This window comes from Paenibacillus sp. FSL H3-0310, assembly GCF_038002785.1.
GTDB lineage: Bacteria > Bacillota > Bacilli > Paenibacillales > Paenibacillaceae > Paenibacillus_AQ > Paenibacillus_AQ odorifer.
Genome location: NZ_JBBODC010000003.1, coordinates 289,030 through 312,913, shown reverse-complemented (window position 1 = coordinate 312,913; position 23,884 = coordinate 289,030). Strand labels below are relative to the sequence as shown.

Genomic DNA, 23,884 nt, shown 5'->3' with positions numbered 1-23,884 from the left:
TCCGTTTTTTAATGTTAAGGCGAGAACTAGGGCGGATAACAGAGCAATTGCATACCTACAACGAGCGAGCATCCGGTAAAAAAATTGATGTGGCTCTATTCGACCAGAAGCTTGAGGCGCTTGCGGGACAAATCAATCGTCAATCTGATTTAATCGTCGAAGCGGAAGCCCAGCGAAAACGTGTCGAACAAGAATTCCGTCAGGCTGTGGCGAATATTTCACATGATATCCGTACACCCCTCACCTCCATCTTCGGTTATATTCAACTGTTGGAGGATGAGTCAATTACCCCTGATGAAAAGCTTGAATATGTTGCCATCGTTAAAAATCGGACGAAACGGCTGCAGGCGCTGCTGAATGATTTTTTTGAGCTTTCCTTGATCGAATCGCTAGATTATCCTCTACATACGGAAAAGCTTGGGATGACGGCCCTGCTCTCGGAAATTCTGGTCGGATTTTACGATTCTTTCAACGAACGCAATATTACACCGGATATACGGCTACCTGAGGAAAATGTATCCGTATACGCCGATGAATCCGCTGTGCGGAGAGTTGTCGAAAATTTACTTGTCAATACGGTCAAACATGCGACCGGGTATGTGGAAATCCGTTTCGAACGACAGCAGGAAACAGCTGACTTAACAATTGTAAACGATGCGAAGGAACTAGTCGGAAGCGATATTAACCTCTTATTTGACCGATTCTATACCGCAGACCGTACCCGATCTTCTCAAGCTTCAGGGCTGGGACTCTCCATCGCCAAAAGTCTAATGAATAAAATGGGTGGCACGCTGACAGCCGAACTGGAGGGTGAGAAGCTGATAATGACCTGCCGTTGGAAACTAGGCGATGCTGGCATTAGCTTAGCTACTTAATTCATTTTATAGTTGGTCTAGACTAACCATTGTTCTAACCCGTTTATCGAAGGTAGCCCATTCCCGATAGCCAATGGCCTGCAGGTTTTTCCGGACTTCTTCGAACTGATCTCCCACCCGTTCAGGTTCATGGTTCTGAACAAAACTTTATCGAGAAACTATTCAATAAAAGGGTCTCTGAATTTACGAAGCAACCTCCCGGCTATGAATTCTATTTAAAAACACTTATGTTTGAGCTGCTTATTTATATTTATCGCCACCAGGAAGCTCGTGCCTTGTTAATCAATACTGCCTTTAAAGTAGCCAAGATAGCTGAAAATGTTGGATTTGATAATATGACTCACTTTGGTCGGGTATTTAAGGAAATCACCGGGCTTTCTCCACTAAAATACCGCCAGACTTATAAGATAGAAAGTCCATGATGTATCTACGAAAAAGGAGCAGCTGCAATCATTTTCATTACAATATCTAAACCAAAAAGACTCCTCTATTTATATAGAAGAGTCTTTTTTTTGTTACGACAGGCTAACGGATTATGTTTAAAATCTAACTCAGCAAGTTTAGGCTTGCTTCTTCAAGCGAGGGTATAAGAAATTTATGATCGATTGGCGATGACATCACGATCAGAATCGTGTAAGTACCGTATTTGTCACATTGATTTCCGAACTCCTCGAGGGCTCGTGTAGAGTCGGTTACTACCTTCAATAAGTAGTTGTGTTCCCCACTTATACGGTAACATTCGACGACATCAGGACTTGAGCGGCAGAAATCAAGGAATGCATTACAATCCCTAGAATGAAATAACATGTAGGCAGCAGCCTGTTTCCCAATCTTTTCAGGAGAAATTATGGTGCGATATTCGCTGATGATGCCTTTTTCCTCCATACGCCTAACTCTCTCCGTAACCGCAGGTTGCGATAAACCGACACATTTCCCCAGCTCTGTCATAGAAATTCTTGCTTGATTTTGAAGATGGAAAAGAATTTGCTTATCAACATGGTCCATCAAAATCGCCTCCTTTAAATTTAAGGTTTTCTATATTAACTAGATTGTAATTAACCGTTATAAAGCTAATTTAGCTTAGTTGCCTTATGTAATCAAGATAACTTGTTATATATAATAACCCTACAATAGTAAAGTGTTCTTGGCTTTAACTATTCCGAAGGGATGAAGACCGTTGAGTATATTGGATTCAAATAAAATAATTACAGAATGTTTATCAGGTCGCATCGATAGAGTAATCGATCGAACCCTCGCTGACAAGCGCTTGGTCGGTGCTGTCATTAAAGTGGCGATAGATGGGGAACTGGTTTATAGCCGTGCTGCCGGTTTTGCCGACCGCGAGCTAGGCCGACTTATGCGAGAAGATGCCTTATTCCGGCTCGCTTCAGTTACTAAACCTATCGTTTCAACGGCAGCCCTAGTATTAGTTGCGCAAGGTCGTCTACAACTGGACGACCGCGTTGATCGTTGGCTTCCAGAGTTTCAGCCGCGTTTGCAGAATGGCGAGTTCGCTTCCTTGACGATTCGTCATTTGATGACGCACACCGCGGGCCTGTCTTACCGATTTTTCCAAGAAGAGAAGGGTTCCTATCAGTCAGCAGGGGTATCAGATGGTATGGATCAGTCCGGCATCACATTGGAAGAGAACCTGCGCCGTCTTGCCTCTGTCCCCCTCCTTTATACGCCAGGTACCGAGTGGAAATATTCCATCGCGACAGATGTGCTGGGAGCAGTAATTGCAAAGGTCACAGAAACACCGCTCAGTGAGGCTGTACATTCACTCGTGACCAAGCCGCTTGGCATGAGCGACACGGGTTTTATTGCAGTCGATCGAGAACGGCTGGCCACTTCCTATGCCAATGATACTCCAGAGCCACGGCCCTTACTTGATCCTGACAGTATTGCCTTTGTGGAGGGAACGGCTGGGTTCCTGCTTGCCCCTAGCCGAGCACTTGACACTACTGCCTATCCTTCTGGAGGAGCTGGCATGGTCGGCAGCGCCGGAGATTTTTTGCAACTGCTGGAAACATTACGTAAGGGCGGAGCGCCGCTGCTACCGGAGTCACTGGTTCACGATATGACGACCAACCAGATCGGTGATCTGCCAATGGCCTTCTGGCCAGGACGAGGCTTTGGCCTAGGCATCACGGTACTAAAGGATCCTGTCGCCGCAGACACTCCAGAATCTCCGGGTACTTGGCGCATGGGGGGTACTTATGGTCATTCGTGGTTCGTAGATCCCAAGCAACGCCTCAGTGTCGTCGCTTTCACTAATACCGCATTGGAAGGCATGTCCGGTCAGTTTACTGTAGACCTTTGTGATGCCATTTATGATAGACGTAATAAATAGAGCATGAACACAAGAAGCCTGGGTCCGGAATGAACCAGCCTAGGCTCTCTGTCCAGTAGACCCTATTCGTCGTCTATATCATTGAGTTTGCTAAAATTATATAAGAGAGGGGCTTCTCTATGAGCCAAAACACATCTTCTGCCACACAAAGTGCCCCCAGCACTCCCTCTTCTGAACGTCTGCCATGGGCTGGATTACTCGCCTTAGCTATGACGGGGTTTATCTGTATTCTTACCGAAACGATTCCGGCAGGCTTGTTGCTCCAAATAGGTGAGGGGCTTGGTGTCTCCGAGGCCCTTGCCGGTCAACTTGTCACTTTGTATGCTCTTGGTTCCCTGTTGGCCGCGATTCCCTTAACTACCGTGACGCGTGGATGGCGGCGGCGACCGCTGCTACTAATGTGCATCCTAGGTTTTCTCATATTCAACACCGTCACCACTTTTTCTTCCAATTATATACTTACGCTAACAGCTCGGTTCTTCGCCGGCGTATCCGCTGGAGTCTTATGGGGCATGATAGCAGGTTACGCCCGGCGCATGGTGCCGGAGTCACTCAAGGGACGAGCAATGGCGGTAGCGATGGTTGGCACACCTCTCGCTCTGGCACTCGGTGTCCCTGCTGGAACCCTTCTTGGCACCCTTGTAGGCTGGCGCTCTATCTTCGGGTTCATGTCGCTATTAGCTCTCATGCTGATCGCTTGGGTATTTTGGAAGCTACCGGACTATCCAGGAGAAGCCCCTGATAAACGGCTCCCTCTCTACAAGGTTTTTGTTATTCCGGGGGTACGGCCGGTATTGTTTGTCGTTCTGGTATGGGTACTAGCACACAACATCTTGTATACCTATATTGCCCCCTATCTTACTCAGGCCGGGCTAACCCAGCGGGTTGACTTGGTATTGCTTGTTTTCGGCATTACAGCGCTTGTTGGCATCTGGGTCATCGGTATTTTGGTCGACCGCAAACTGCGTCCATTGGTTCTGATCAGCCTAGCTGCTTTTGCCTTGTCATCCATTGTACTAGGCATTAGTAGCAGCCAGCCCATAGTGATCTATTTAGTGGTTGGTGTATGGGGGTTGACGTTCGGAGGAGCAGCTACTTTGCTACAGACAGCCGTTGCCGAAACCGCTGGCGAAAGTGCAGATGTGGCCCAATCGATGCTGGTGACGGCATGGAACCTAGCTATTGGCGGTGGCGGAGTGATAGGCGGAATTCTTATTGAAACACTTGGTGTCCGCTCCTTCCCGTGGGTAATGTTTATACTATTGATTCTTGCGCTGCTAGTAGCGTGGCGCGCTAAAGATTACGGATTTCCTTCAAGGAAACGTTGAGACACACCTATCGAGTTTATGGGTAACGGTATCCAGACAAGAAATTTACACAAATAAGACCAGTGGCACATATTAGATAGGACTAATATGTGCCACTGGCTTACTTCTACTTAGTAGCCAATGTATTAAATTCTTGCAGATCCTTGGCTAAATCTTCTTCCGTGTATTTCCCTTGGCCGAAACCGATCATTGCCCGCAGCGGCATATATTTCATCATCGCCATGTACATTTCCGGGTTATCATCCATCGCACCCTCTAAGCCAAAAACACTGCTGAATTTCTTCACTTTTTCCGCTGTCCGTGGATTATCCAGCAAATCACCAATAGTACTATTCCGATGATAACGCATCGTAAGCGGATTGGTCGATTCTACTCCGATACAAGTTGTCAGACGAATATCCCGCGATGATGAGCCAATAGCAATTTCAAAATCTCCACTTTCCACATGCCAATCACCAATGTTAACGTTGTAATAAGCAAAGGAGCGTTTATCTAACTCAAAGGTTACCTCCTGCTCTTCTTCAGGCTGAAGCTCTAGCTTCTGGAAGCCTTTTAGTTCCTTCAGTGGACGGATCACGCTGCTCTCCACATCACTAACATAGAGCTGAACGATTTCTTTTCCTGCGCGAGTGCCCGTATTTTTAACGGTAGCCTTAACCTGAACAGTCTCGGTGTCCTTTATGCTGCTCTTGGAAATTGTTAAATGACTGTATTGAAACTCTGTGTAGCTTAGACCAAAGCCGAAAGGAAACAGCGGTTTTATCTCTTTTTTATCATAATAACGATAACCTACGAACAAACCTTCCTTATACTCTACCTTGTCCCCTTCCCCCGGGAAATTAAGAAAGGATGGATTGTCGCTCAGCTTCATGGGGAACGTCTCTGCCAGTTTACCGCTTGGGCTGACCTCTCCAAACAATAAATCTGCTACGGCACCCCCAAACGCCTGCCCACCTAGATAACCCTCAAGGACTCCTTTTGTTTTATCAATCCAAGGCATCTCTACAGGTGAGCCATTACTGAGTACAACAACGATATTACTCTGCACCTCAGCTACCACATCGATCAGCGCTTTATGGCTCTCTGGAAGAGACAAGTGGCTGCGATCATAACCCTCTGACTCATAATTATCCGGCAGTCCAAGGAACAACACCGCTACATCACCTTTTGCCGCTGTTTCTCTTGCCTCTTGCAGCAAAACCTCATTAATCTCATCATGCTCCAGTTCATATCCTTGGGCATATAGCAGCTCAGCAGACCCCGCAAGACCTCTCATCTCTTCAAAAGCATCATCCAATTGAGTTGGATTCACATGCGAGCTTCCCCCACCTTGATAACGCGGATTTTTAGCAAATTCCCCAATGATCGCAATAGTACCTTGTTTAGATAAGGGTAGAACTTCCTCCTCATTTCTAAGAAGCACCATGCTTTCCCTCGCCACTTTCCGTGCCAGTTGGTGATGCTCTTCAGCATTAAATGAAGTATTATCTTTACGATTGTCTACCGCTTTAAAAATAAAAGTGAGCAGCCGCTCCACCGCAAGGTTTAACGTTTCTTCAGCTAGTTCCCCACTTTGCACGGCTGCGACAATCTTGGCATCGCCAAGTCCTCCCGTTGACGGCATTTCCAGCTCCAGCCCTGCTTGCAGCGCCTTCACTCGCTCATTGACCGCACCCCAATCCGAGACTACAAATCCTTCGAAACCCCATTCATCTCTAAGAATCCGCGTTAGAAGCGTTTCACTCTCAGAAGCGTATTCACCGTTAACCCGGTTGTAAGAACACATTACGCTCCAAGGTTGACTGTTCTTAACTGCACCTTCAAAGCTAGCCAAATAAATCTCCCGCAGCGTCCGTTCATCAATAACGGCATCTACCGACATTCTCCGGTGTTCCTGATTATTGGCGGCAAAATGCTTAAGCGAGGTGCCGACTCCTTCGCTTTGCACACCTTTGATATGGTTCCCCCCCATCTCGGCAGAAAGATACGGGTCTTCCGAGAAATATTCAAAGTTACGACCGTTCAGTGGAGAGCGTTTAATATTCGTCCCCGGTCCCAACAGAACAGCAACGTTTTCTGCCTGGCACTCCTTACCAAGCGCCTTCCCCACTCGCTCAATTAGTGCCCGATCCCACGAAGAAGCCAACCCTGCTGCTGAAGGAAAACAAGTTGCGGGAACACTGTTATGAAGCCCGAGGTGATCGGCACTCTCTTTTTGCTTGCGTAAACCATGGGGTCCGTCCGTTACCATCAAAGAAGGGATTCCGAGTCGTTCAATCCCCTTGGTATGCCAGAAATCAAGCCCTGAACAGAGTCCCGCTTTCTCCTCAAGGGTCAATTGTGATATGAGTTCATGAATTTTGGTTTTCATAAAAATGCCTCCTCTGAATGTATACTATCCCCATTTTAATATACTTCATGCTTGATTTATGGCATTATTATTGTGTTTTTGGTATTCTTGTTAGGTGAGGAGGTCATAACATGTTAGATCATTTGGAGGATAAGGAAAGAGTCCAATATATCTGTAAAGTGATGTATGAGTCACAGCAAATTCCCGTGTTCCTGCTCGACGCCACTCGGGAAATTGAATTTGCTATGCCTTCCTCAATCGAGTGCGCCCCTTGGGTTCATAACCTTAATGAGCCACTTTCTGAAATTACTAAATCTTTTAACCGTGAAAACAACTCTAATGGCAATGGACGGACTTCTACCATACCCATCGTTCGTACCACAAATTTTCTAGAGAATTACATCATTCTCCATTTACCCTCAGACAACAGTAACGAGGGAAGCATTGTGATTGGCCCTTCATTGTATGCTCAACCTACGGAGGATAGTGTGGTAAGTCTGATGCGTGATCATGAAGTTCCCCTTAAGTTTCAGGAGCAATGGCTTAACTATTACCGCAGCCTGACCGTGTTAAATAAAATGAGACTATACCATACCGCTATGCTGCTATACTCGCTCGTTACTGGAAAAACCTTGACCCTTAGCGAACTGCTGCTGGACTCCCGCATTCTTGCCTATAAACAACTGCCCTCAGGCAGTTTGGATTTGGATATTTCTTATCGCCGTGAGAATACGTGGCTGCACCATGAGCCTATGCTAGAAAAAAATCTCTTTCACTATGTCAAAAAAGGCAATAAAACTGAGCTGCTACGCGTTCAAGCTTCGTTCTCCGAAGAGAGTTACGGGCTTCTCTCTAAAAGGAGCCAATTACGTAACAAAAAGAATCTGGCAATCTCTTGTATTACACTCGCTACACGTGCAGCTATAGATGGAGGGCTGTACTGGGAAATTTCTTATACCCTAAGCGACTTTCATATCCAGCATATCGAAGAACTAAAAGATATTCCCGCTGTAGATCATGCCGTTCTTAATGCCCTTTGCGATTTCGCAGACCATGTCAAAGAGAGCCGGATGGCGAAACTGTCGCGCACCGTGGCTCTCTGTCAGAACTATATTTTCAATCACCTATATGAGGAACTTTCCTTAGATAGACTGGCTGAGGTTGCAGGATTAAATAGAAGTTATCTCTCCCTATTATTTAAGAAGGAAACCGGCTTCACCATCAGCGATTTTATTCAATTGGAGCGGATTGAAGAGGCAAAACGACTAATAGAAGTACCAGAGATAAGCTTATCGGACATCGCCTCACGCCTACATTTTAATGATCAGAGCTACTTTACCAAAGTGTTTAAGAAATATACCGGAATCACCCCTAAACAATTTAGAACAAATAGGGAAAACACACTTTAAGAAAAGTAGACACAACAAAAATTCAAAATGGATATGAAAATAGCAGCTGACATCACAGCTCTGTGATTGCTGCAAGAACAGTATTGTTGAAGTAATCAACATACATATTTTTAAATGGCTTCTGGTGATCCAGCTCTACGGATAAATGAACCGTCACTGTCTGATAAATCGGATCCACGCAGAGGAAAGGACCTGCCGCTCCCCAGTGTGAATAGGCATCTGCAGAGAGCAGATCTCCGCCGTCACGCTTCGTGCCATTAATCGCCCATCCGTACCCCCAGTACGCTTCAGGGAAAACTTCGTCTCTATATTGTGAGGATACGCCTGGAATTTGATTGCGGGTCATTTCTTTTACTGTTACCGGACTAAGCAATCGTACTCCGTTATAAATTCCGCCGTTAAGGAACATCTGGCCAAAAACAGCCAAATCCATAGCCGTTGAGTAAGCGCCGCCCCCCGCAGATACAGAATTCAAATTGTATTCACTGTCTACCCATTCCGCGCATGCTGCCTCAGGGGCACGTCTAACTACTCTGTTCCGCACTTCCATTGGCACACGATAATATGTATTTTCCATTCCAAGCGGTTTAAAAATAGTTTCCTTTACGAATACATCATAAGCTTGTCCACTAACTCGCCGTATAATTTCACCCAACAGCTCATAACCATATCCACAGTAAGACATCACAGTACCTGGCTCGTGGCTTAGTGGTGCATCATAACCACCATTAACCTCAATTCCAGAGGTATGTGTCAACAAATGATGTACGCATACTTTTGTTTTGTTCTCCCCTGTAAATTCGGGGATGTAATCAGAAACCGGCCTGTTTAGGCCCACTTTCCCTTGTTCCACTAACATCATAATAGCGGTTGCAGTAAATAGTTTTGTGATGGAACAGAGTGGAAATATAGCATCCGCTGTTAAATCTGCTGCGTCTGCTTCAGGTCCGAATTTCCCATTCGCTTGATGGACCAGCAGCGTCCCCTTTCTCGCAGCAACAATAACTTGCGCAGGTGTGATATTGTCTTCAACCATTTGTGCGGCGGCTGTACGAATGCGCTCCACACCAAAAGCCGAGACACCCGCCTGTTCTAAAGAATTAAATACTAACCCTCTCATCGGTAGCCCTCCAATATGATTCATTTAATACATATATAAACTATTATACAAATATATTAAATAATCCTGCTAGTTTACTATTATCCTGTGACTGAATTGTTGAGTTTCTATTAGCTATTTGCTAAAAAAACTAAAGCTGACCCCGGTTTCTCCCGAAAATCAGCTTCAGCTTAGTTTTTGCTAAGTTACCGCTACCTTAAAAGCATCCACATTAAATGTTGTCCCGTTGATGGATAATGTGGCATTGTAATAACCCCGATCGCCATTTGTTTTGCATTTATATTCCCCCGAACATCCGCATACGAAAAATTTAGTTTTGTTGTAACCGGGATATATATTACTAAGCTTTCGGTAAAACAGATGTCCATGATGCGTAAAAATAGCTAACACCTTATCTCTCACTTTTGTAGGAATGGATGAAAAAAACTTATTCGTCTCCGATGCGCTTAATACATGGGTTGGGTCCACCGTAATCCCACTTACTTTGAGAGGCCAATGAAAATCTATAATATAATAAAAACTATCATCTAAATTTCTCAACAAATTTATACTACCCGGAGTAAACCGTCCAAGCGCACAATTAAGCCATACATACTTGACCTTCCCCTGCGTACCCGGAAAATTCATTTGACCTTCAACAGCACCTAAATATTGTGTGAATAAGGACTGTGTGCTTGCCTCCCAATTTCCTATAGATGCTTTATAAGGAATACTCCCAAGCGTGCTTGTTACCGTATCCTTGAAGTCCTTGTAGTAAGCATTCGCATTATTGCCATGATTAGCTCCCGCTTGCGTATTATCTCCTCCAAAAATAACAAATCTCTTATTCCCGTTATTCACAGCTTTAGGCAAAAGATTACTAAAAATGCTTGAGCTGTTTCCATACCCCACATGACTATCACCAATAACCGCAAAGTTAATGATTTGCGCTTTTGCTTTAAGAATTAAACTACGTTTAGGCTGCAGTCTGGAGGCAGGTCTTCTTTTCCTACTAGGTTTCACCTGTCTTTTCATCTTAGATTCACCTCTTTTAAAATGGATGAAGGATCATAGTAGTATTTATATTCGCTTGACCTTAGGGACTCTTGGACCAATGGATTCATCTAGGAGATTAGTTTCTCTTCTACTTTGTGGTCATTTATGCGGCTTGTCCCAAACGTGAGATGTTATAATTAGTCCCATAGAAGTGAAGAATATAATACCATTCATAGAATTATAGGTAACGGAGGCTTAAGATTTGAATAACGTAGTCCCAGAATGGGCGGAGTCCCATTTCCCTTTATATACCGCTGATAGTATTCAGTCGATGTATGGAACCTCAAATCTGCCAAGACTTCAGATTCATGAGCATTCAACCGTCCTACTAGCTATTGCTGCTGGCAAGGGTATGCTTGAGGTCAATCATCAGACTTATGAGCTAATGGAAGGCATTGTCGTCCTTCTCCCCGAGAATACTTACGCCTCTCTAATTACAAATCGCCAGCAGCCGCTTCATGCTTATAAGCTTTCAATCCGGATTCAAGAACAGACACGAGCACTGCCCTCCAGTGCTATGACGCGGACAAGCCAACTGACATCCAATTCAAATATGCTGTTGTTTCCTCATGAACCAGCCATTGTATCTAATATGAAGGAATTGTATCTTCACCGGTTGCCAGATCGTGAAATACGTCATGTGCAGAACCAGATCCTGTTCCATCAGATCCTTCTTCAATTGCTGGAGCAGCAGGAAACAAGATTTGAAGTGAGTGAGCAGCCCTCAATGGAACGCAGTATCACATACTTAGAGAATCACTTCAGTGAAAAAATATCACGTGAGCAATTAGCTGCAATTGCGGGTGTGAGCGGTTCACATTATTCAACGCTATTTAAACAATTTACGGGCTTTACCCCTAATGAATATCTGTCCAGGTTGAGAGTTCACAGAGCGAAGGAACTACTGCTTAATAGTTCAAGCACACTAAGAGAAATTGCTTTAAAGGTGGGCTACAAGGATGAGTTCTATCTTAGTCGGCGCTTTAAGCAGCAGACCGGCGCATCTCCTTCAGGCTATAATCTTATCCCTTTCCAACGTGTAGCGGTGATGCTCACTCCCTATGCCAGTCATTTGCTGCTGCTTGGCCTGGAACCTGCAGTTACCATTTCAGAGAGCAGCGAGTATTTAAATCTTTCTGACCAGGAACCACCACAGTCTATGAAATTCATCCATACGAACAGCTCGGCTGAGCAGATAAAAGCGTTATTACTGGAAGCAAACATTGAATTGCTTATTGCAGCCACACAACATCTGGAAGAATTCGGCTTGAACGCTGAGCAGCTGCGGGCGGTCGCTCCTATTGTTGAAATCTCTTGGCAGGAACTAGGATGGAAAGACCACTTGCGCTTGATCGGCCGTGCCATTCACCGTAGCGAACGTGCTGAGCAGTGGCTGGACGATTTTGAACAAGAGGAGCTGGAAGCTCGGGCCGTGGTGCAGCAAAGCGCGGTGGCTAACGAGATTGTAACCCTTCTGGTCATTAAACCAGATGGACTATTAGTATACGGGGCAAGAAATGTTGGGTATGTGATCTATCAATCGCTAGGTCTCAAGGCTCCTGCCTTGATTGAGGATCAAATAAATAAACTCGGCGACCAGTTTCATTCCCTTGTGATTGACGTCTCTGAGCTGGAGGCTTATGCCGGTGACCGATTGTTAGTCACTGTATTTCCAGACGCAAAAGGCTCCACTGCACACAGTGAAGAAATCTTCCACTCCTCTTATTGGAACCAGCTTTCTGCTGTACAGAACAAGAAGATCCATCTGCTTAATCTGGATGAATGGGTGCCTTATAATCCAGTTTCCATTCGTTTGCAGCTTGGACGTGCGGTTGCATTATTCGAAGGCCAATAATAGTCCAAGTCTTTTTTCCAACAAAAAGGCATGGTTAGGCACATAAGTGATCCCTATAATGATTACAAATGCGAATGATTCTCATAATCAATCTATGGCGCAGCCTGGGATTCATTAAATAATGGAATTATTCACGGAAACATAGTCATTAAAAGGGGAGAATTATTTAAATGAGAAAGATATTTATTCCGTTTGTACTTATTTTAGGGCTTACCCTTAGTGCTTGTGGGGGAAATCAGGCGAAGAATGAGGTTAGTCCTACAAACAGCCCATCCTCGGCTCCTGCTGCGGAGTCAGAAAGTGCGACTTTTACTTATGAATCGGAAAATGGACCTGTTGAAGTTCCGACACATCCTCAGCGTGTCGTTGTCCTCACTCGATTTTTAACAGGTAATGTTATGGCTCTAGGTGTACCTGTTGTAGGCGTAGATGAAATGTCCAAAACCAATCCGCGCTTTGAAGAGCAATTGAAAGATGTAGAAGCTGTAAGTGATGAAAGTCTGGAGAAGATTATTGAGCTGCAGCCGGATCTGATTATCGGTCTCTCCGATATTAAGAACATCGATAAATTCAAGCAAATCGCACCAACGGTTACTTATACTTATAATAAAGTTGATTACTTAACCCAACAGCTGGAAGTCGGCAAATTGGTGAACAAAGAAAAAGAAGCCCAAGCTTGGGTAGATGAATTTAGTGCCCGCACCAAAAAAGCGGGTGAGGAAATCAGAGCGAAGATCGGCGAGGATGCAACTGTCTCTGTCATTGAAACCTTCAATAAGCAATTGTATGTATACGGGTATAACTTTGGCCGCGGAACTGAACTCCTCTATGGGGACTTCAAGCTCGGTATGCCGGAGACAGTAAAGGAAGGCACCAAAACAGATGGTTACGTGGCCCTCTCAACAGAAGTGCTGAAGGATTATCTAGGCGATTACGTTATTTTCAGTAAAAATGCGGATGAAGATAATTCCTTCCAGGATACAGAAATCTACAAGAGCATCCCTGCTGTCAAAAATAATCATGTTTACGAAGCTGATGCCAAAGCATTCTATTTTAACGATCCGCTTAGCTTAGAATATCAACTGGAATTCTTTGAAAAAAGCTTTCTAGGAAAATAATAAAGATGACTACGAAGCAAACTTCCATTCCATTCTTTTATAAGCTGCTTGGTAGCGTGCTGGTAATGGTTATTTGCCTCGTGATCGCGATGTTATTCGGGGCTAAAGAAACCACCTTCCATGATCTGTGGCTTGCCATCACTTCAAGTTCAACGGCAGACAATGTCCTCATTCTTCGTGAGATCAGGCTGCCGCGTGAACTGGCCGCCATGCTGATCGGCGCCGCCTTTGCCGTATCCGGTGCTATTATGCAAGGAGTTACGCGCAATCCGTTAGCCGATCCCGGCCTGCTGGGGTTAACTTCAGGAGCTAATATGGCACTGGCGCTTACCTTCGTATTTATGCCGGGGCTGAACTATTTTGGCACCACGATTGCTTGCTTCTTCGGCGCTGCTCTGGGAGCCGTTCTGGTTCTTATTCTCGGCTCCGTGCGCCAAGGTGGCTTGTCTCCGATCCGTATCGTACTCGCTGGTGCTGCGGTATCTGCATTCCTATATGCTATCGCAAGTGGTGTCAGCATTGCCTTCAAGATATCCAAAGATGTATCCATGTGGACTGCCGGTGGGCTTATCGGCACAACTTGGGGCCAGCTTCAGGCCATTGCACCTGTGATCCTCATCGGAATCGTGGTGGCATTAATATTTTCTAACCAGCTGACTATTCTTAGTTTGAGTGACGAGGTAGCGATCGGATTAGGACAAAACCTTATTTTGGTTAAAGGGATTCTGTTCACGCTCATTATTCTGCTGACTGGCGCATCGGTCGCTCTAATTGGGGACATGGCTTTTGTAGGACTAATGATTCCGCATATTGTCCGTAAAATAGTCGGCACCGACTACCGCTATATTCTGCCGATTTCAGTATTCACTGGGGCATCCTTCATGCTACTTGCGGATACCATTGGACGTACAATCCATGCCCCTTATGAAACGCCGATAGTTGCTGTCGTGGCTATGCTAGGACTGCCTTTCTTTTTGTTCGTTGTTCGTAAAGGAGGTCAAACACTCTCATGATTTCCTCTGCTCCAGTACGAAAACAACGTCTTATCCTGTGGGTATGCACCGGACTGATCCTGCTTACGGCTATTGCCAGTATGGGAATCGGCTACTCTTCCCTGTCTTTTGACAGGCTGCTTCCCGTTCTCTTCGGTCATGGAACCTTTAAAGAGGACTTTGTATTATTTTCTGTAAGACTGCCACGTATCCTAATTACGCTACTGGCAGGAATGGCCTTGGCCTTATCTGGGTCGATTCTGCAAAGTGTTACCCGAAACGATCTAGCAGACCCCGGTATTATTGGGATTAACTCCGGGGCAGGTGTGGCTGTCGCTGTATTTTTTCTCTATTTCCCGGTTAGCGTTGGATCCTTCATTTATGCGTTGCCGCTGGTTGCTTTTATAGGGGCTATAATTACGGCAGCATTAATTTATCTTTTTTCATATAGTCGGACTAGAGGGCTTGATCCTATTCGGCTAGTTTTGGTCGGGGTCGGATTTTCCCTAGCGCTGTCGGGAGTTATGATCGTAATCATTTCATCCGCAGATCGTGCCAAAGTTGATTTTATCGCAAAATGGATTGCCGGGAATATTTGGGGTACAGATTGGCCCTTCATCTGGGCTTTACTGCCTTGGTTATTGCTGCTAGTTCCCTTTACCCTGTACAAATCGCTGCGACTCAATCTGCTCAGTCTGAGTGAGGTATCAGCCATTGGTGTCGGTCTGAATCTGGAGCGCGAACGTATTGTCCTGATTCTTGTCGCCGTCGCAGCTGCCGCCTCCGCGGTATCCGTAACAGGTGGAATCGCTTTTATCGGATTGATGGCACCACATATTGCGAAATCGTTGGTCGGTCCGCGCAATCAGATGTTTATTCCCGTCGCAGTATTGCTGGGTGGCTGGTTGCTTCTGATCGCGGACACCGTTGGCCGCAATCTAGTCTCCCCTGATGGCATCCCGGCTGGGATCATGGTAGCGTTGATCGGCGTACCTTATTTCGCTTATTTATTGATTAAGAAATAAATAAGCATATAGAAAAATCAAAAAGAGGTAACTCAGAAGCCATGAATGGCTATTGAGTTACTTCTTTTAGTTAGAACACTCATTATTAAATCTTCATATCCTTACCCGTATAGTCTACAAACATGAATTGACCTTCCGGTATAGTCCGCTTCTCGATCAAGTCCATGATGCCCTCAGCACTTTGGGTTGGATTCGTTGGCGCCTCTGCCCCGCCCATATCCGTATGCATCCAGCCGGGATGTACGCCGAGTACTTGTACCCCGCGTTCTTTTAAATATACATGCAGCTGCTGTGAGAACATATTAAGTGCCGTTTTGGAGATGGAATAAGGATAGTCTCCGGAATAAGCATTAGTAATGCTGCCTGCTTCCGACGATATGTTGATGATCGAAAGCTCGGGTTCAGTGAGTAGCGGCAAGAAATGCTTAACCACTCGCATCGGTCCATAAAGATTAATATCCATCGTGGTAAGCATATCTTGGAAATCCAGCTCTTCAATCTGTGTGTCCCTTGCAGTCAGTATTGCCGCATTATTGATAATGGTACCAAGTGTCCGGCCTTGTCCTTGCAGATTTGCAGCTAACGCCGCGATTCCTTCTTCGTCCGTCACGTCTAGCTGGGCCACCGTCAGCTTCTCCCCGTAGGTCGCAGCAAGCTGGGATAGTGCTGTTTGTTCCTGATCGGGACGGCGAACCCCGGCAATGACCCCATGCCCCCGCTTCAATGCCTCGGCCGCCAGCTCATAACCTAGTCCACGTCCGGCACCAGTAATTAGAATATTCACTATACATCCTCTCCTTTATCCTTATCGTTCTCCAGCAGCTCCACAATCACCTTTAACTCCTTGAACGTGTCCATATAAGCATAACGCCCCCCGGTATACTCACCCTTTTGCTGGAGTGGGAACCCTTTGCCTTCGAGCAGCATAATCTTCTCCTTCATTCCTTCAACCACAAAAGCAATATGATGAGGTCCCTCACCATGCTCATTCAAATAATCACGCCACGTACTGGGCTGCTGATCTGGCTCAATCAGTTCAAGCTGCAGGGAGCCCATATCAAAAAAAGCCAACTTCCCCCGCGCCACCGTCGCCTCGCCATTATACCGAGTCTGCGCTTTATCTTCTGTATCTGTAACGATAATTTCCGGCTTTTCCAGTCCAAAAAACTCCGCATAAGCCGCGCTTACCTTCTCAACATCATTCACCAAAATTCCAATCTGCGTAACAAAATGATTCCCCAGCCATCCTGACATGTACCCTACCTCCCATTTGTCTGACAAGTCCACCATACCGATTCTTTGAAAAGGCTGTCAAGCCTGAAAAGAAATCGTTCCGAGCCAGTGAAAATTATCCAGAGAAAGTCCAGCCGACTTCGGCGCTATCAAAGGCATTTTTGCCTCTCTTTCCTCCAAATCGCACACTTTCGGCGCTATCAAAGGCATTTTTGCCTCTCTTTTCTCCAACTCACACACTTTCGGCGCTATCAAAGGCATTTTTACCTCTCTTTTCTCCAAACCGCACACTTTCGGCGCTATCAAAGGCATTTTTACCTCTCTTTTCTCCAAATCGCACACTTTCGGCGCTATCAAAGGCATTTTTACCTCTCTTTTCTCCAAATCGCACACTTTCGGCGCTATCAAAGGCATTTTTGCCTCTCCCGATGCCGCAACTCGTTAAGAATACTTGGTGCGTTATATTACTGTTTGTTTCGGTTAATCACCAATTCGGTTATAGAATGAAAAGTTTAAATTAACAAAAGGGGTGAGGAACGATGGACCATAGAAAAAGATCACGCCTGATGCAGCAGTTTATTTTTGTCGGGCCAACTTCCTTGTTTTTCTTTATTATTGTGCTGATTCCTTTCTTTTTGGGACTCTATTATTCATTTACCAACTGGAACGGAATCTCGCGGCATGTCGAGTGGACCGGACTACGGAACTATCTACATATTTTCACCAAGGATCCTTCCTTTCTTAATTCATTCTGGTTCACGGCGAAGTTCACTTTCTTCGGTCTAGTGCTGACCAATCTGCTTGGCTTCGCACTCGCTTATGTGTTGACGCGCAAACTGTTCACACGCAATGTCCTGAGAACTGTATTTTTTGTACCGCATGTGATTGGCGGACTTTTGCTCGGGTTTATTTGGCAGTTTATTTTTGTCAGAGGATTCTCCTCTATCGGGCAGGCCACCGGCTGGTCCTTCTTTAATCTTCCCTGGCTAGGCACCGGAGGAACAGCATTCTGGGCGATTGTTATCGTATTTGTCTGGCAAAATGCGGGATATCTGATGGTGATCTACATCTCTGCTATCAACAATGTTCCCCAAAGCCTAATTGAAGCGTCCAAAGTGGATGGAGCCGGACGTTTTCAGGCCTTGCGCCATGTCACTCTTCCACTGGTCATGCCCGCTGTAACTGTTTGTCTATTTCTATCTATCTCCTGGTCCTTTAAGCTGTTTGACCTCAACCTGTCGCTGACCAAAGGTGGACCCTTTAAAGCTACCGAATCTGTAGCCTTGAATATTTACAATGAAGCCTATACCATCAGCCGGTTCGGAATGGGCTCGGCTAAAGCGATGGTTTTCTTCGTCATCGTGGCCGTGATCTCCCTACTACAGGTTAGAGCAACCAAGAAAAGAGAGGTGGAGCTGTAATGGAGACTACCGCCAAGAAATTTAATGTCCCCCTGCTTCTCATCGAAGTGATTGTAATCCTGCTGGGACTTCTATTTTTAGTGCCCTTTTACTTTTTACTGGCTAACTCAGTGAAAAGCTATAGTGAAATACTTTCTGACTCTGCTGCGCTGCCTTCAGCACTCCAGTGGAGCAACTACGCGGAAGCTTGGAAAGCTACCAATTTCCCTCGCGCCTTCCTGAACTCTTTTATCATCACGGTGATTAGTAATATTCTGCTAGCGTTCCTCTGCTCTATGTGCGCTTACAAAATGGTCCGCAACAACAGCTTGTATAACCGTGTGCTCTATATTGCATTAGTAGCCGCCATGGTTATTCCATTTCAATCTATTATGATTCCGCTGGTGCAGGTCGTCAGCGGTTTGGGCGTCATGGATTCAACCGCCGGTTTGATTTTAGCATATCTTGGGTTTGGCGCCCCGATGACTGTTTTTCTATTCCACGGCTTCGTTAAATCGGTACCTCTCGATATCGAGGAGGCCTCAAGAGTAGATGGCAGCAGTCCTTATGGTACCTTTTTCCGGATTGTACTTCCGCTTATGCAGCCGATTATCGTCACCGTCATCATACTGAATACCCTGTGGATCTGGAATGATTACTTGATGCCATCGCTTATTCTGCAGGATCCGGTGCTTCGCACCATTCCCATCGCCACTTATAGCTTTTTCGGACAATATACGAAGCAGTGGGATTTGGCGCTTCCAGGACTTGTACTCGGGATTACGCCGGTGGTCATCTTTTTCCTAGTGATGCAAAAATATATTATTGAAGGCATTGCCCAGGGCTCCGTGAAGGGCTAATGATACATGTTGCTTTCAGCCAGAGAGGATGAATGAATATGAGAACAAAACGTGGAATTCTCCTCGCATGCTCCCTGCTGCTGGCTGCCCTGACAGCCGGTTGCGGACGCAGCAGCGACAATGCAGATGGAGTCAAAACCGTACACATCTACCAGTTCAAGGTTGAAATATCTGAAGCGCTGGCTTCGCTCAAGACCGAATTCGAGAAAGAACATCCCGATATTAAGCTTGAGGTGCAAAGCGTGGGTGGCGGGACCGATTATGGCGCCTCGCTGCGTGCCAAATTCTCTTCCGGAGATGAACCGGATATCTTTACCATCGGCGGCAACAATGAACGTGATATGTGGCTGGAATATCTGGAGGATCTGAGCGGCGAAGCTTGGGCCAAGGATGTAAAGCCACTCGCAGCAGAACAAATGACTATAGATGGCAAGCTGTATGGGATGCCGATGAATCTGGAAGGATACGGCTTTATCTATAATAAGGATCTATTTAAAAAAGCCGGAATCACTGAGAAGCCATTGACGCTAACCGCTCTACGCGAAGCCTCCGAGAAGTTAAAAGCGGCAGGCATCACACCTTTTGCGAATGGTTACCAAGAATGGTTCGTGCTTGGCAATCATAATGTAAACGTGCCTTTCGCCCAGCAGCCTGATCCAGAGGCATTCATCGCCGGACTTACAGACGGTTCCAAAACCTTCGCCGGAGACCCTATTTTCTCCAAGTGGATCGATCTACTTGACCTTACTGTTGAGTACGGCAATAAGAACCCGCTCTCAACCGACTATAATACACAAGTCACTATGCTAGCGAGCGGCGAAGCTGCGATGATGCAGCAGGGTAACTGGACACAAGGGCAGATCGACGGCATCGATCCCAATCTAAACCTTGGCATCCTGCCCATGCCCATTGACGACACTCCCGAAGACAACGACAAGCTTTATGTAGGCGTACCCAGCAATTGGGTTATCAATAAAAACTCTCCCGTTAAGGAGGAGGCCAAGGTCTTCCTGAATTGGCTCGTCACCTCCGAGACCGGAAAAAAATATATCACTAAGGAATTCCAATTCATCCCTGCGCTCGACAACATTAAGGGAACCGAAGAAGATCTTGGAGCACTAGGTGCTGAGGTGCTGGCTTATACCGATAAAGATCAAGCGCTGACTTGGAACTGGACCCGCCTGCCGAACGGGATGCCACAGGAATTATCCAGCAGCATTCAAGGGTATCTCGGCGGTAAGCTGACCAAAGAAGGAATGTTGAAGGAATTCCAAATCAACTGGGATAATCTCAGTGTGCAGTGATTTACCTGCTCTAAACACGGGCAAACAGCCGCGTAACGATGCGTGGCTGTTTGCCCGTGTTCATTTAATTCCATTCCGTTCATTAGTCGGAACCCGTTGCTAGTTCGCACGCAGCATGCTAATTTGTCTGGCAAGATACACAGGCGTATAGGGCATGTCATCTCGGAGCCAAGAAATAACCGTGCCAATTAGAGCTGCTGAACCGTACCAAACGGCAATGTCCTTTTGTATCGGCATCTTTGAATGATCAACGGCCCCCTCCTTTTTCTTCTGGTGTGCAGAAATGATTTCCGCCATCAAATTAAACAGGCGATCTGTAAAAATCGGGCTTCGTTTCGATGTGAGTATGACTTTGTAGAATTTTGCATTTTCCGCAATATGCTTAAGCAGACTCTCTAATATTCTCAGATTCTCTTCATCAACCGATTCATCATGGTTGCCATCGTTGTTCACCACTTGTAAAATATCCTCCACCATCTCATCCGCCATCTTTTCTAACATATCCGGGAGATCCCGGTAGTGCAGATAAAAAGTAACACGATTGATTTTAGCCCGCTCTGCAATACGGTTTACGGATATTTTCTCAATATCCATTTCCTCAAGCAATTCAATTACAGCATCTCTAAGCAATTGGCGCGTCCGAAGTACCCGGGGATCTGTACGTTGCGTTGTGTTATTCATCTTCTACTCTCCAATCTTTTACTTTCATATTGTAAGCTACATATTTTAGATAATTGTTGTTTTTTAAAAAGAAAAAACTACATTTTCACAAAGAATGTAAACTACTTTACATTTTTTCGCAAATTGTTGCTTGATTACATGAAAATTTCATTTATAATCTAATTCATGCATTGTAAACTATACAACACACTGTAAATTTAGTCCATGATCGACGAGTTGAAAGGATGGAGTGGAGTGAGTACAAAGAGAGAAGTAACAAGCAGTTCCGTGAAAAAGGGCCCCATCTTATTCATTATGATTTTGGGCGCCTTTCTTGCGACACTGAATCAAACGGTAATGAGCGTTGCCGTTCCGGAGTTAATGCATGATTTTAATATCTCGGCGGCTACAGCTCAGTGGCTGACAACGGGGTATATGCTGGTTAATGGTGTTCTAATTCCAATTACAGCTTATCTAATGCAACGGTTTACGACGCGGGAGCTTTTTCAAGCTTCTATGTTTATATTTTTGGCTGGAACGATCGTATCGGCCGTCGCGACAAACTTCCCTGTTCTGTTGACCGGGCGTATGATTCAGGCAGCTGGTGCCGGGATTATTATGCCACTGCTCACGAATGTCATCTTGACCCTGTTCCCTCCTGAAAAGAGAGGGGCTGCCATGGGGATGGTAGGGTTAGCCATCATTTTCGCACCTGCGATTGGACCTACTCTGGCTGGATATATTTTGGAACATTATTCTTGGGAGACAATGTTTTATGGCATGATTCCTTTGACCGTCATTGTAATCATATGCGGATTTATTTATTTAAAAAATGTATCGGAACGCATCTTTCCCAAGTTGGACATTGTTAGCGTAACTCTTTCTACCATCGGTTTTGGAACCTTGCTGTATGGCTTCAGCCGCGCTGCCAGTGCGGGTTGGTCGAGCGCAGAAGTGTTATTGTCTTTAGCAGCAGGTGTGCTTTCCCTTGGCTTGTTTACTTGGAGACAGTTGGCTTCCCAAAATCCACTACTTGATCTCCGGGCCTTTAAATACAATATGTTCTCCTTAACAACTGTCATCAGTATCGCAGTTACAATCGTGATGTATGCGGATATGATGCTGCTACCTTTGTACCTGCAGAATGCCCGCGGTTTTACAGCGATGGAGTCCGGCTTGTTGCTACTTCCTGGTGCACTCGTAATGGGATTGTTGATGCCGGTAACCGGCAAGCTGTTCGACCGGTTCGGAGCAAAATGGCTCGCTATTATCGGTCTTCTGATTACAATTGCAACGACTCTAAGCTTTGTAAATTTAACAGACTCAACCAGTTACATGTATCTGGTATACATGTCAACAGGCCGCCGGATCGGGATGGCTTTGCTCCTCATGCCTATACAAACTCTGGGTCTAAATCAACTCCCCGCCAAGCTTAGTGCGCATGGTACAGCGATTTCGAATACCATTCGACAAGTAGCTGGCGCCGTTGGGACTTCCCTGCTCGTCACCGTAATGACAAGCCGTACTACAACGCATATGAAGGATATGCTAGCCTCTGGCAGTACACAGAACGGAACACAGGAACATATGATTATGGAAGCATCCATTCAAGGGATCAATGATTCCTATCTAGTGATTGTGGGAATTGGTATCCTCGGTCTGCTGCTATCTTTCTTTATTAAACGTGTTGGGCAAGCGCCTGACCCTGAGCAAGAACCCAAGGTGAAGCTCAAAAAAATCATTGCCAAAGAAGCTTGATATAAAAGTTATCAGCACTGTGTAAGCCTCATAAAAAAAGAGATCAACGATGAATAACATCGTTGATCTCTTTTTCTGCTAACTTGCATAACTATTTCAGTTTAAAATAGATGGATCTTTTGTCGGACTCAAGCTTACTATCGTTTCTATAAAGAATAAGGGTGTTCTCCTTGCCTTTGATTATTGGCAGAACAACTTTACCCGAAGCTTCAAAAGAACCCGGTTTACTTGGGGTGACTTCAGGAAAATCAGCCAACAGCTTTTCGATATTTTCTCCGAGGGATCCCTCAAAATAATCACTAGAGCCACCAATATAGTATTGTCCACTGGATGTTTCTACCCCCCAAATGGTAGGTGTAAAACTTGAAAGGAACTTCCGCCCTTGGTCCTCACTACCTTTTACAAGAGTGGCGTTTTTCACCTTAAGCGTTACATCAAGCAGGACATAATCTACAGCTACATCGGGATCAGTGACATGTTCCTCAAACCCAAGAGCATGTAATTGTCCGAGAGTAGTCGACGTAACCTTATTGATAGTGAAAGTATATTGAGCAGATGTTGAATCACCCTTAGGGCTATAATTGTTATCAAGGTCCGTATAAGTAAAAGAAGTACCCAACTTCACTGCATCTGCAAACGAAGCGCCGCTGTTACTGGAAGTCGTAGCGGAAGATGATGCAGCAGGCTTTGGTGTTGCTTGCGGAGTGGACTCGGTTGCAGGCGGAGTAGATACGGTTGCAGGCGGAGTAGATACGGTTGCAGGCTTCGCAGTAGCTTGTGCAACAGTATTGTCCTTATCCGGGACAACGGATGTAGATGTTCCGCCGTTCGCCGATGTGATCACAACAGCTTGACGACTGTTATCCCATTTCACGGTTGCCCCCAGTGCTTCAGATACAGCCTTGGCGGATACATAGCTATGTCCCTCATAGATAATTGGGTACATTGTTCCTTCACTACTTGACAGGTTCACTTTCTGATTATCCACTTCAATGCTGATGGCCGCATTCTGATATGCAGAAATCTTCTTCAATGTCGTGTCTGCATAAGCGACTGCACCCACAGCCAACAGCATTGAGCTAACTGTAATAATTGACATGACTTTTTTGCTTGTTACCTTTAGCATCTTACACTCTTCTTTCATGTTTATGTATATGAATCTCGAAAATTATATCACTTTATATCGAATTTTGTAAATATTGGAATGAT

Annotated in this window: 22 protein-coding genes; 13 read left to right on the top strand and 9 right to left on the bottom strand. The window is 45.4% G+C overall.

Annotated elements, in window-relative coordinates:
• Positions 1-11 precede the first annotated feature (11 nt).
• Both MHH63_RS27395 and MHH63_RS27390 read left to right on the top strand, forming a co-directional pair.
• Positions 12-875, top strand: coding sequence for a sensor histidine kinase (locus MHH63_RS27395; RefSeq protein WP_341172291.1), 864 nt, complete (start codon positions 12-14; stop codon positions 873-875).
• 227 nt (positions 876-1,102) lie between these two features.
• The gene (locus MHH63_RS27390; RefSeq protein ID WP_076193432.1) at positions 1,103-1,297 is read left to right on the top strand and encodes a helix-turn-helix domain-containing protein; all 195 of its coding nucleotides are present in this window, start codon (positions 1,103-1,105) and stop codon (positions 1,295-1,297) included.
• Positions 1,298-1,421: 124 nt separating this feature from the next.
• Here MHH63_RS27390 and MHH63_RS27385 read toward each other — a convergent pair whose 3' ends face one another.
• Positions 1,422-1,880 (bottom strand): Lrp/AsnC family transcriptional regulator, encoded by a 459-nt coding sequence (locus MHH63_RS27385; RefSeq protein WP_076185318.1) that lies wholly within the window; start codon positions 1,878-1,880, stop codon positions 1,422-1,424.
• Positions 1,881-2,052: 172 nt separating this feature from the next.
• Between MHH63_RS27385 and MHH63_RS27380 the strand changes: the two genes are divergently transcribed.
• Both MHH63_RS27380 and MHH63_RS27375 read left to right on the top strand, forming a co-directional pair.
• Entirely contained in the window at positions 2,053-3,228 is a 1,176-nt protein-coding gene (locus MHH63_RS27380) for a serine hydrolase domain-containing protein (RefSeq protein ID WP_254857088.1), read from the top strand.
• Positions 3,229-3,347: 119 nt separating this feature from the next.
• A complete protein-coding gene (locus MHH63_RS27375) occupies positions 3,348-4,556 on the top strand; it encodes an MFS transporter (protein WP_341172290.1) in 1,209 nt (402 codons plus the stop codon).
• A gap of 106 nt (positions 4,557-4,662) precedes the next feature.
• On the opposite strand, the gene MHH63_RS27370 is transcribed toward MHH63_RS27375, so the two are convergent.
• On the bottom strand, positions 4,663-6,927 hold the full coding sequence (locus MHH63_RS27370; RefSeq protein ID WP_076301941.1) for a glycoside hydrolase family 3 C-terminal domain-containing protein: 2,265 nt from the start codon (positions 6,925-6,927) through the stop codon (positions 4,663-4,665).
• A gap of 110 nt (positions 6,928-7,037) precedes the next feature.
• Between MHH63_RS27370 and MHH63_RS27365 the strand changes: the two genes are divergently transcribed.
• Positions 7,038-8,315, top strand: coding sequence for a helix-turn-helix domain-containing protein (locus MHH63_RS27365; protein ID WP_341172289.1), 1,278 nt, complete (start codon positions 7,038-7,040; stop codon positions 8,313-8,315).
• Between the two features lie 52 nt (positions 8,316-8,367).
• On the opposite strand, the gene MHH63_RS27360 is transcribed toward MHH63_RS27365, so the two are convergent.
• Together MHH63_RS27360 and MHH63_RS27355 are read right to left on the bottom strand one after the other, a co-directional pair.
• Positions 8,368-9,435: a serine hydrolase domain-containing protein gene (locus MHH63_RS27360; RefSeq protein ID WP_076193439.1), complete on the bottom strand. Its 1,068-nt coding sequence runs from the start codon at positions 9,433-9,435 to the stop codon at positions 8,368-8,370.
• A 180-nt stretch (positions 9,436-9,615) separates the two neighbouring features.
• Positions 9,616-10,449 carry a metallophosphoesterase family protein gene (locus tag MHH63_RS27355; RefSeq protein WP_076220365.1) on the bottom strand — a complete coding sequence of 278 codons (834 nt, stop codon included), beginning with the start codon at positions 10,447-10,449 and terminating at the stop codon, positions 9,616-9,618.
• A gap of 223 nt (positions 10,450-10,672) precedes the next feature.
• Here MHH63_RS27355 and MHH63_RS27350 point away from each other — a divergent pair, with 223 nt between their 5' ends.
• The 4 genes from MHH63_RS27350 (at position 10,673) to MHH63_RS27335 (ending at position 15,460) form a co-directional block, all read left to right on the top strand.
• Positions 10,673-12,325, top strand: coding sequence for a helix-turn-helix domain-containing protein (locus MHH63_RS27350; RefSeq protein ID WP_076279579.1), 1,653 nt, complete (start codon positions 10,673-10,675; stop codon positions 12,323-12,325).
• A gap of 170 nt (positions 12,326-12,495) precedes the next feature.
• Positions 12,496-13,443 (top strand): iron-hydroxamate ABC transporter substrate-binding protein, encoded by a 948-nt coding sequence (locus tag MHH63_RS27345; RefSeq protein WP_341172288.1) that lies wholly within the window; start codon positions 12,496-12,498, stop codon positions 13,441-13,443.
• 5 nt (positions 13,444-13,448) lie between these two features.
• Positions 13,449-14,456 (top strand): FecCD family ABC transporter permease, encoded by a 1,008-nt coding sequence (locus MHH63_RS27340; protein ID WP_341172287.1) that lies wholly within the window; start codon positions 13,449-13,451, stop codon positions 14,454-14,456.
• Positions 14,453-15,460 carry a FecCD family ABC transporter permease gene (locus MHH63_RS27335; protein ID WP_341172286.1) on the top strand — a complete coding sequence of 336 codons (1,008 nt, stop codon included), beginning with the start codon at positions 14,453-14,455 and terminating at the stop codon, positions 15,458-15,460. The genes MHH63_RS27340 and MHH63_RS27335 overlap by 4 nt, the downstream gene beginning before the upstream one ends.
• 85 nt (positions 15,461-15,545) lie before the next feature.
• Here MHH63_RS27335 and MHH63_RS27330 read toward each other — a convergent pair whose 3' ends face one another.
• From MHH63_RS27330 to MHH63_RS27320, 3 genes are read right to left on the bottom strand one after another with little or no spacing between them, the layout of a single operon-like run.
• On the bottom strand, positions 15,546-16,244 hold the full coding sequence (locus MHH63_RS27330) for an SDR family oxidoreductase (RefSeq protein WP_341172285.1): 699 nt from the start codon (positions 16,242-16,244) through the stop codon (positions 15,546-15,548).
• On the bottom strand, positions 16,244-16,714 hold the full coding sequence (locus tag MHH63_RS27325; RefSeq protein WP_248547727.1) for a VOC family protein: 471 nt from the start codon (positions 16,712-16,714) through the stop codon (positions 16,244-16,246). Before MHH63_RS27325 ends, MHH63_RS27330 begins: the two co-directional genes overlap by 1 nt.
• Before the next feature lie 57 nt (positions 16,715-16,771).
• Positions 16,772-17,107 carry a hypothetical protein gene (locus MHH63_RS27320; protein WP_248547728.1) on the bottom strand — a complete coding sequence of 112 codons (336 nt, stop codon included), beginning with the start codon at positions 17,105-17,107 and terminating at the stop codon, positions 16,772-16,774.
• 125 nt (positions 17,108-17,232) lie between these two features.
• Here MHH63_RS27320 and MHH63_RS27315 point away from each other — a divergent pair, with 125 nt between their 5' ends.
• Genes MHH63_RS27315 through MHH63_RS27305 form a run of 3 tightly spaced genes read left to right on the top strand, consistent with a single transcriptional unit; the run spans position 17,233 to position 20,257 of the window.
• Complete coding sequence (locus MHH63_RS27315) at positions 17,233-18,114, top strand: carbohydrate ABC transporter permease (RefSeq protein ID WP_076301947.1); 882 nt, start codon at positions 17,233-17,235, stop codon at positions 18,112-18,114.
• The gene (locus tag MHH63_RS27310) at positions 18,114-18,953 is read left to right on the top strand and encodes a carbohydrate ABC transporter permease (RefSeq protein ID WP_036675762.1); all 840 of its coding nucleotides are present in this window, start codon (positions 18,114-18,116) and stop codon (positions 18,951-18,953) included. Before MHH63_RS27315 ends, MHH63_RS27310 begins: the two co-directional genes overlap by 1 nt.
• A 32-nt stretch (positions 18,954-18,985) precedes the next feature.
• Positions 18,986-20,257: an ABC transporter substrate-binding protein gene (locus MHH63_RS27305; RefSeq protein ID WP_143763921.1), complete on the top strand. Its 1,272-nt coding sequence runs from the start codon at positions 18,986-18,988 to the stop codon at positions 20,255-20,257.
• 99 nt (positions 20,258-20,356) lie between these two features.
• Here MHH63_RS27305 and MHH63_RS27300 read toward each other — a convergent pair whose 3' ends face one another.
• On the bottom strand, positions 20,357-20,938 hold the full coding sequence (locus MHH63_RS27300; protein WP_076301949.1) for a TetR/AcrR family transcriptional regulator: 582 nt from the start codon (positions 20,936-20,938) through the stop codon (positions 20,357-20,359).
• A 294-nt stretch (positions 20,939-21,232) separates the two neighbouring features.
• Here MHH63_RS27300 and MHH63_RS27295 point away from each other — a divergent pair, with 294 nt between their 5' ends.
• Positions 21,233-22,675, top strand: a complete 1,443-nt coding sequence (locus MHH63_RS27295) for a DHA2 family efflux MFS transporter permease subunit (RefSeq protein ID WP_254857093.1) — start codon at positions 21,233-21,235, stop codon at positions 22,673-22,675.
• 91 nt (positions 22,676-22,766) lie between these two features.
• On the opposite strand, the gene MHH63_RS27290 is transcribed toward MHH63_RS27295, so the two are convergent.
• A complete protein-coding gene (locus MHH63_RS27290; RefSeq protein WP_341172284.1) occupies positions 22,767-23,774 on the bottom strand; it encodes a stalk domain-containing protein in 1,008 nt (335 codons plus the stop codon).
• Positions 23,775-23,884 lie beyond the last annotated feature (110 nt).

Excerpts from the sequence above, each read along its gene's own strand:
- MHH63_RS27290 (WP_341172284.1), bottom strand. The coding sequence starts at position 23,774 with ATGTCAATTATTACAGTTAGCTCAATGCTGTTGGCTGTGGGTGCAGTC.
- MHH63_RS27305 (WP_143763921.1), top strand. The coding sequence starts at position 18,986 with ATGAATATGAGAACAAAACGTGGAATTCTCCTCGCATGCTCCCTGCTG.
- MHH63_RS27325 (WP_248547727.1), bottom strand. The coding sequence starts at position 16,714 with ATGTCAGGATGGCTGGGGAATCATTTTGTTACGCAGATTGGAATTTTG.
- MHH63_RS27355 (WP_076220365.1), bottom strand. The coding sequence starts at position 10,449 with ATGAAAAGACAGGTGAAACCTAGTAGGAAAAGAAGACCTGCCTCCAGA.
- MHH63_RS27320 (WP_248547728.1), bottom strand. The coding sequence starts at position 17,107 with ATGCCTTTGATAGCGCCGAAAGTGTGCGATTTGGAGAAAAGAGAGGTA.
- MHH63_RS27365 (WP_341172289.1), top strand. The coding sequence starts at position 7,038 with ATGTTAGATCATTTGGAGGATAAGGAAAGAGTCCAATATATCTGTAAA.
- MHH63_RS27345 (WP_341172288.1), top strand. The coding sequence starts at position 12,496 with ATGAGAAAGATATTTATTCCGTTTGTACTTATTTTAGGGCTTACCCTT.
- MHH63_RS27395 (WP_341172291.1), top strand. The coding sequence starts at position 12 with ATGTTAAGGCGAGAACTAGGGCGGATAACAGAGCAATTGCATACCTAC.
- MHH63_RS27390 (WP_076193432.1), top strand. The coding sequence starts at position 1,103 with ATGTTTGAGCTGCTTATTTATATTTATCGCCACCAGGAAGCTCGTGCC.
- MHH63_RS27315 (WP_076301947.1), top strand. The coding sequence starts at position 17,233 with ATGGACCATAGAAAAAGATCACGCCTGATGCAGCAGTTTATTTTTGTC.
- MHH63_RS27370 (WP_076301941.1), bottom strand. The coding sequence starts at position 6,927 with ATGAAAACCAAAATTCATGAACTCATATCACAATTGACCCTTGAGGAG.
- MHH63_RS27385 (WP_076185318.1), bottom strand. The coding sequence starts at position 1,880 with ATGGACCATGTTGATAAGCAAATTCTTTTCCATCTTCAAAATCAAGCA.
- MHH63_RS27300 (WP_076301949.1), bottom strand. The coding sequence starts at position 20,938 with ATGAATAACACAACGCAACGTACAGATCCCCGGGTACTTCGGACGCGC.
- MHH63_RS27375 (WP_341172290.1), top strand. The coding sequence starts at position 3,348 with ATGAGCCAAAACACATCTTCTGCCACACAAAGTGCCCCCAGCACTCCC.
- MHH63_RS27310 (WP_036675762.1), top strand. The coding sequence starts at position 18,114 with ATGGAGACTACCGCCAAGAAATTTAATGTCCCCCTGCTTCTCATCGAA.
- MHH63_RS27295 (WP_254857093.1), top strand. The coding sequence starts at position 21,233 with ATGATTTTGGGCGCCTTTCTTGCGACACTGAATCAAACGGTAATGAGC.
- MHH63_RS27360 (WP_076193439.1), bottom strand. The coding sequence starts at position 9,435 with ATGAGAGGGTTAGTATTTAATTCTTTAGAACAGGCGGGTGTCTCGGCT.
- MHH63_RS27335 (WP_341172286.1), top strand. The coding sequence starts at position 14,453 with ATGATTTCCTCTGCTCCAGTACGAAAACAACGTCTTATCCTGTGGGTA.
- MHH63_RS27340 (WP_341172287.1), top strand. The coding sequence starts at position 13,449 with ATGACTACGAAGCAAACTTCCATTCCATTCTTTTATAAGCTGCTTGGT.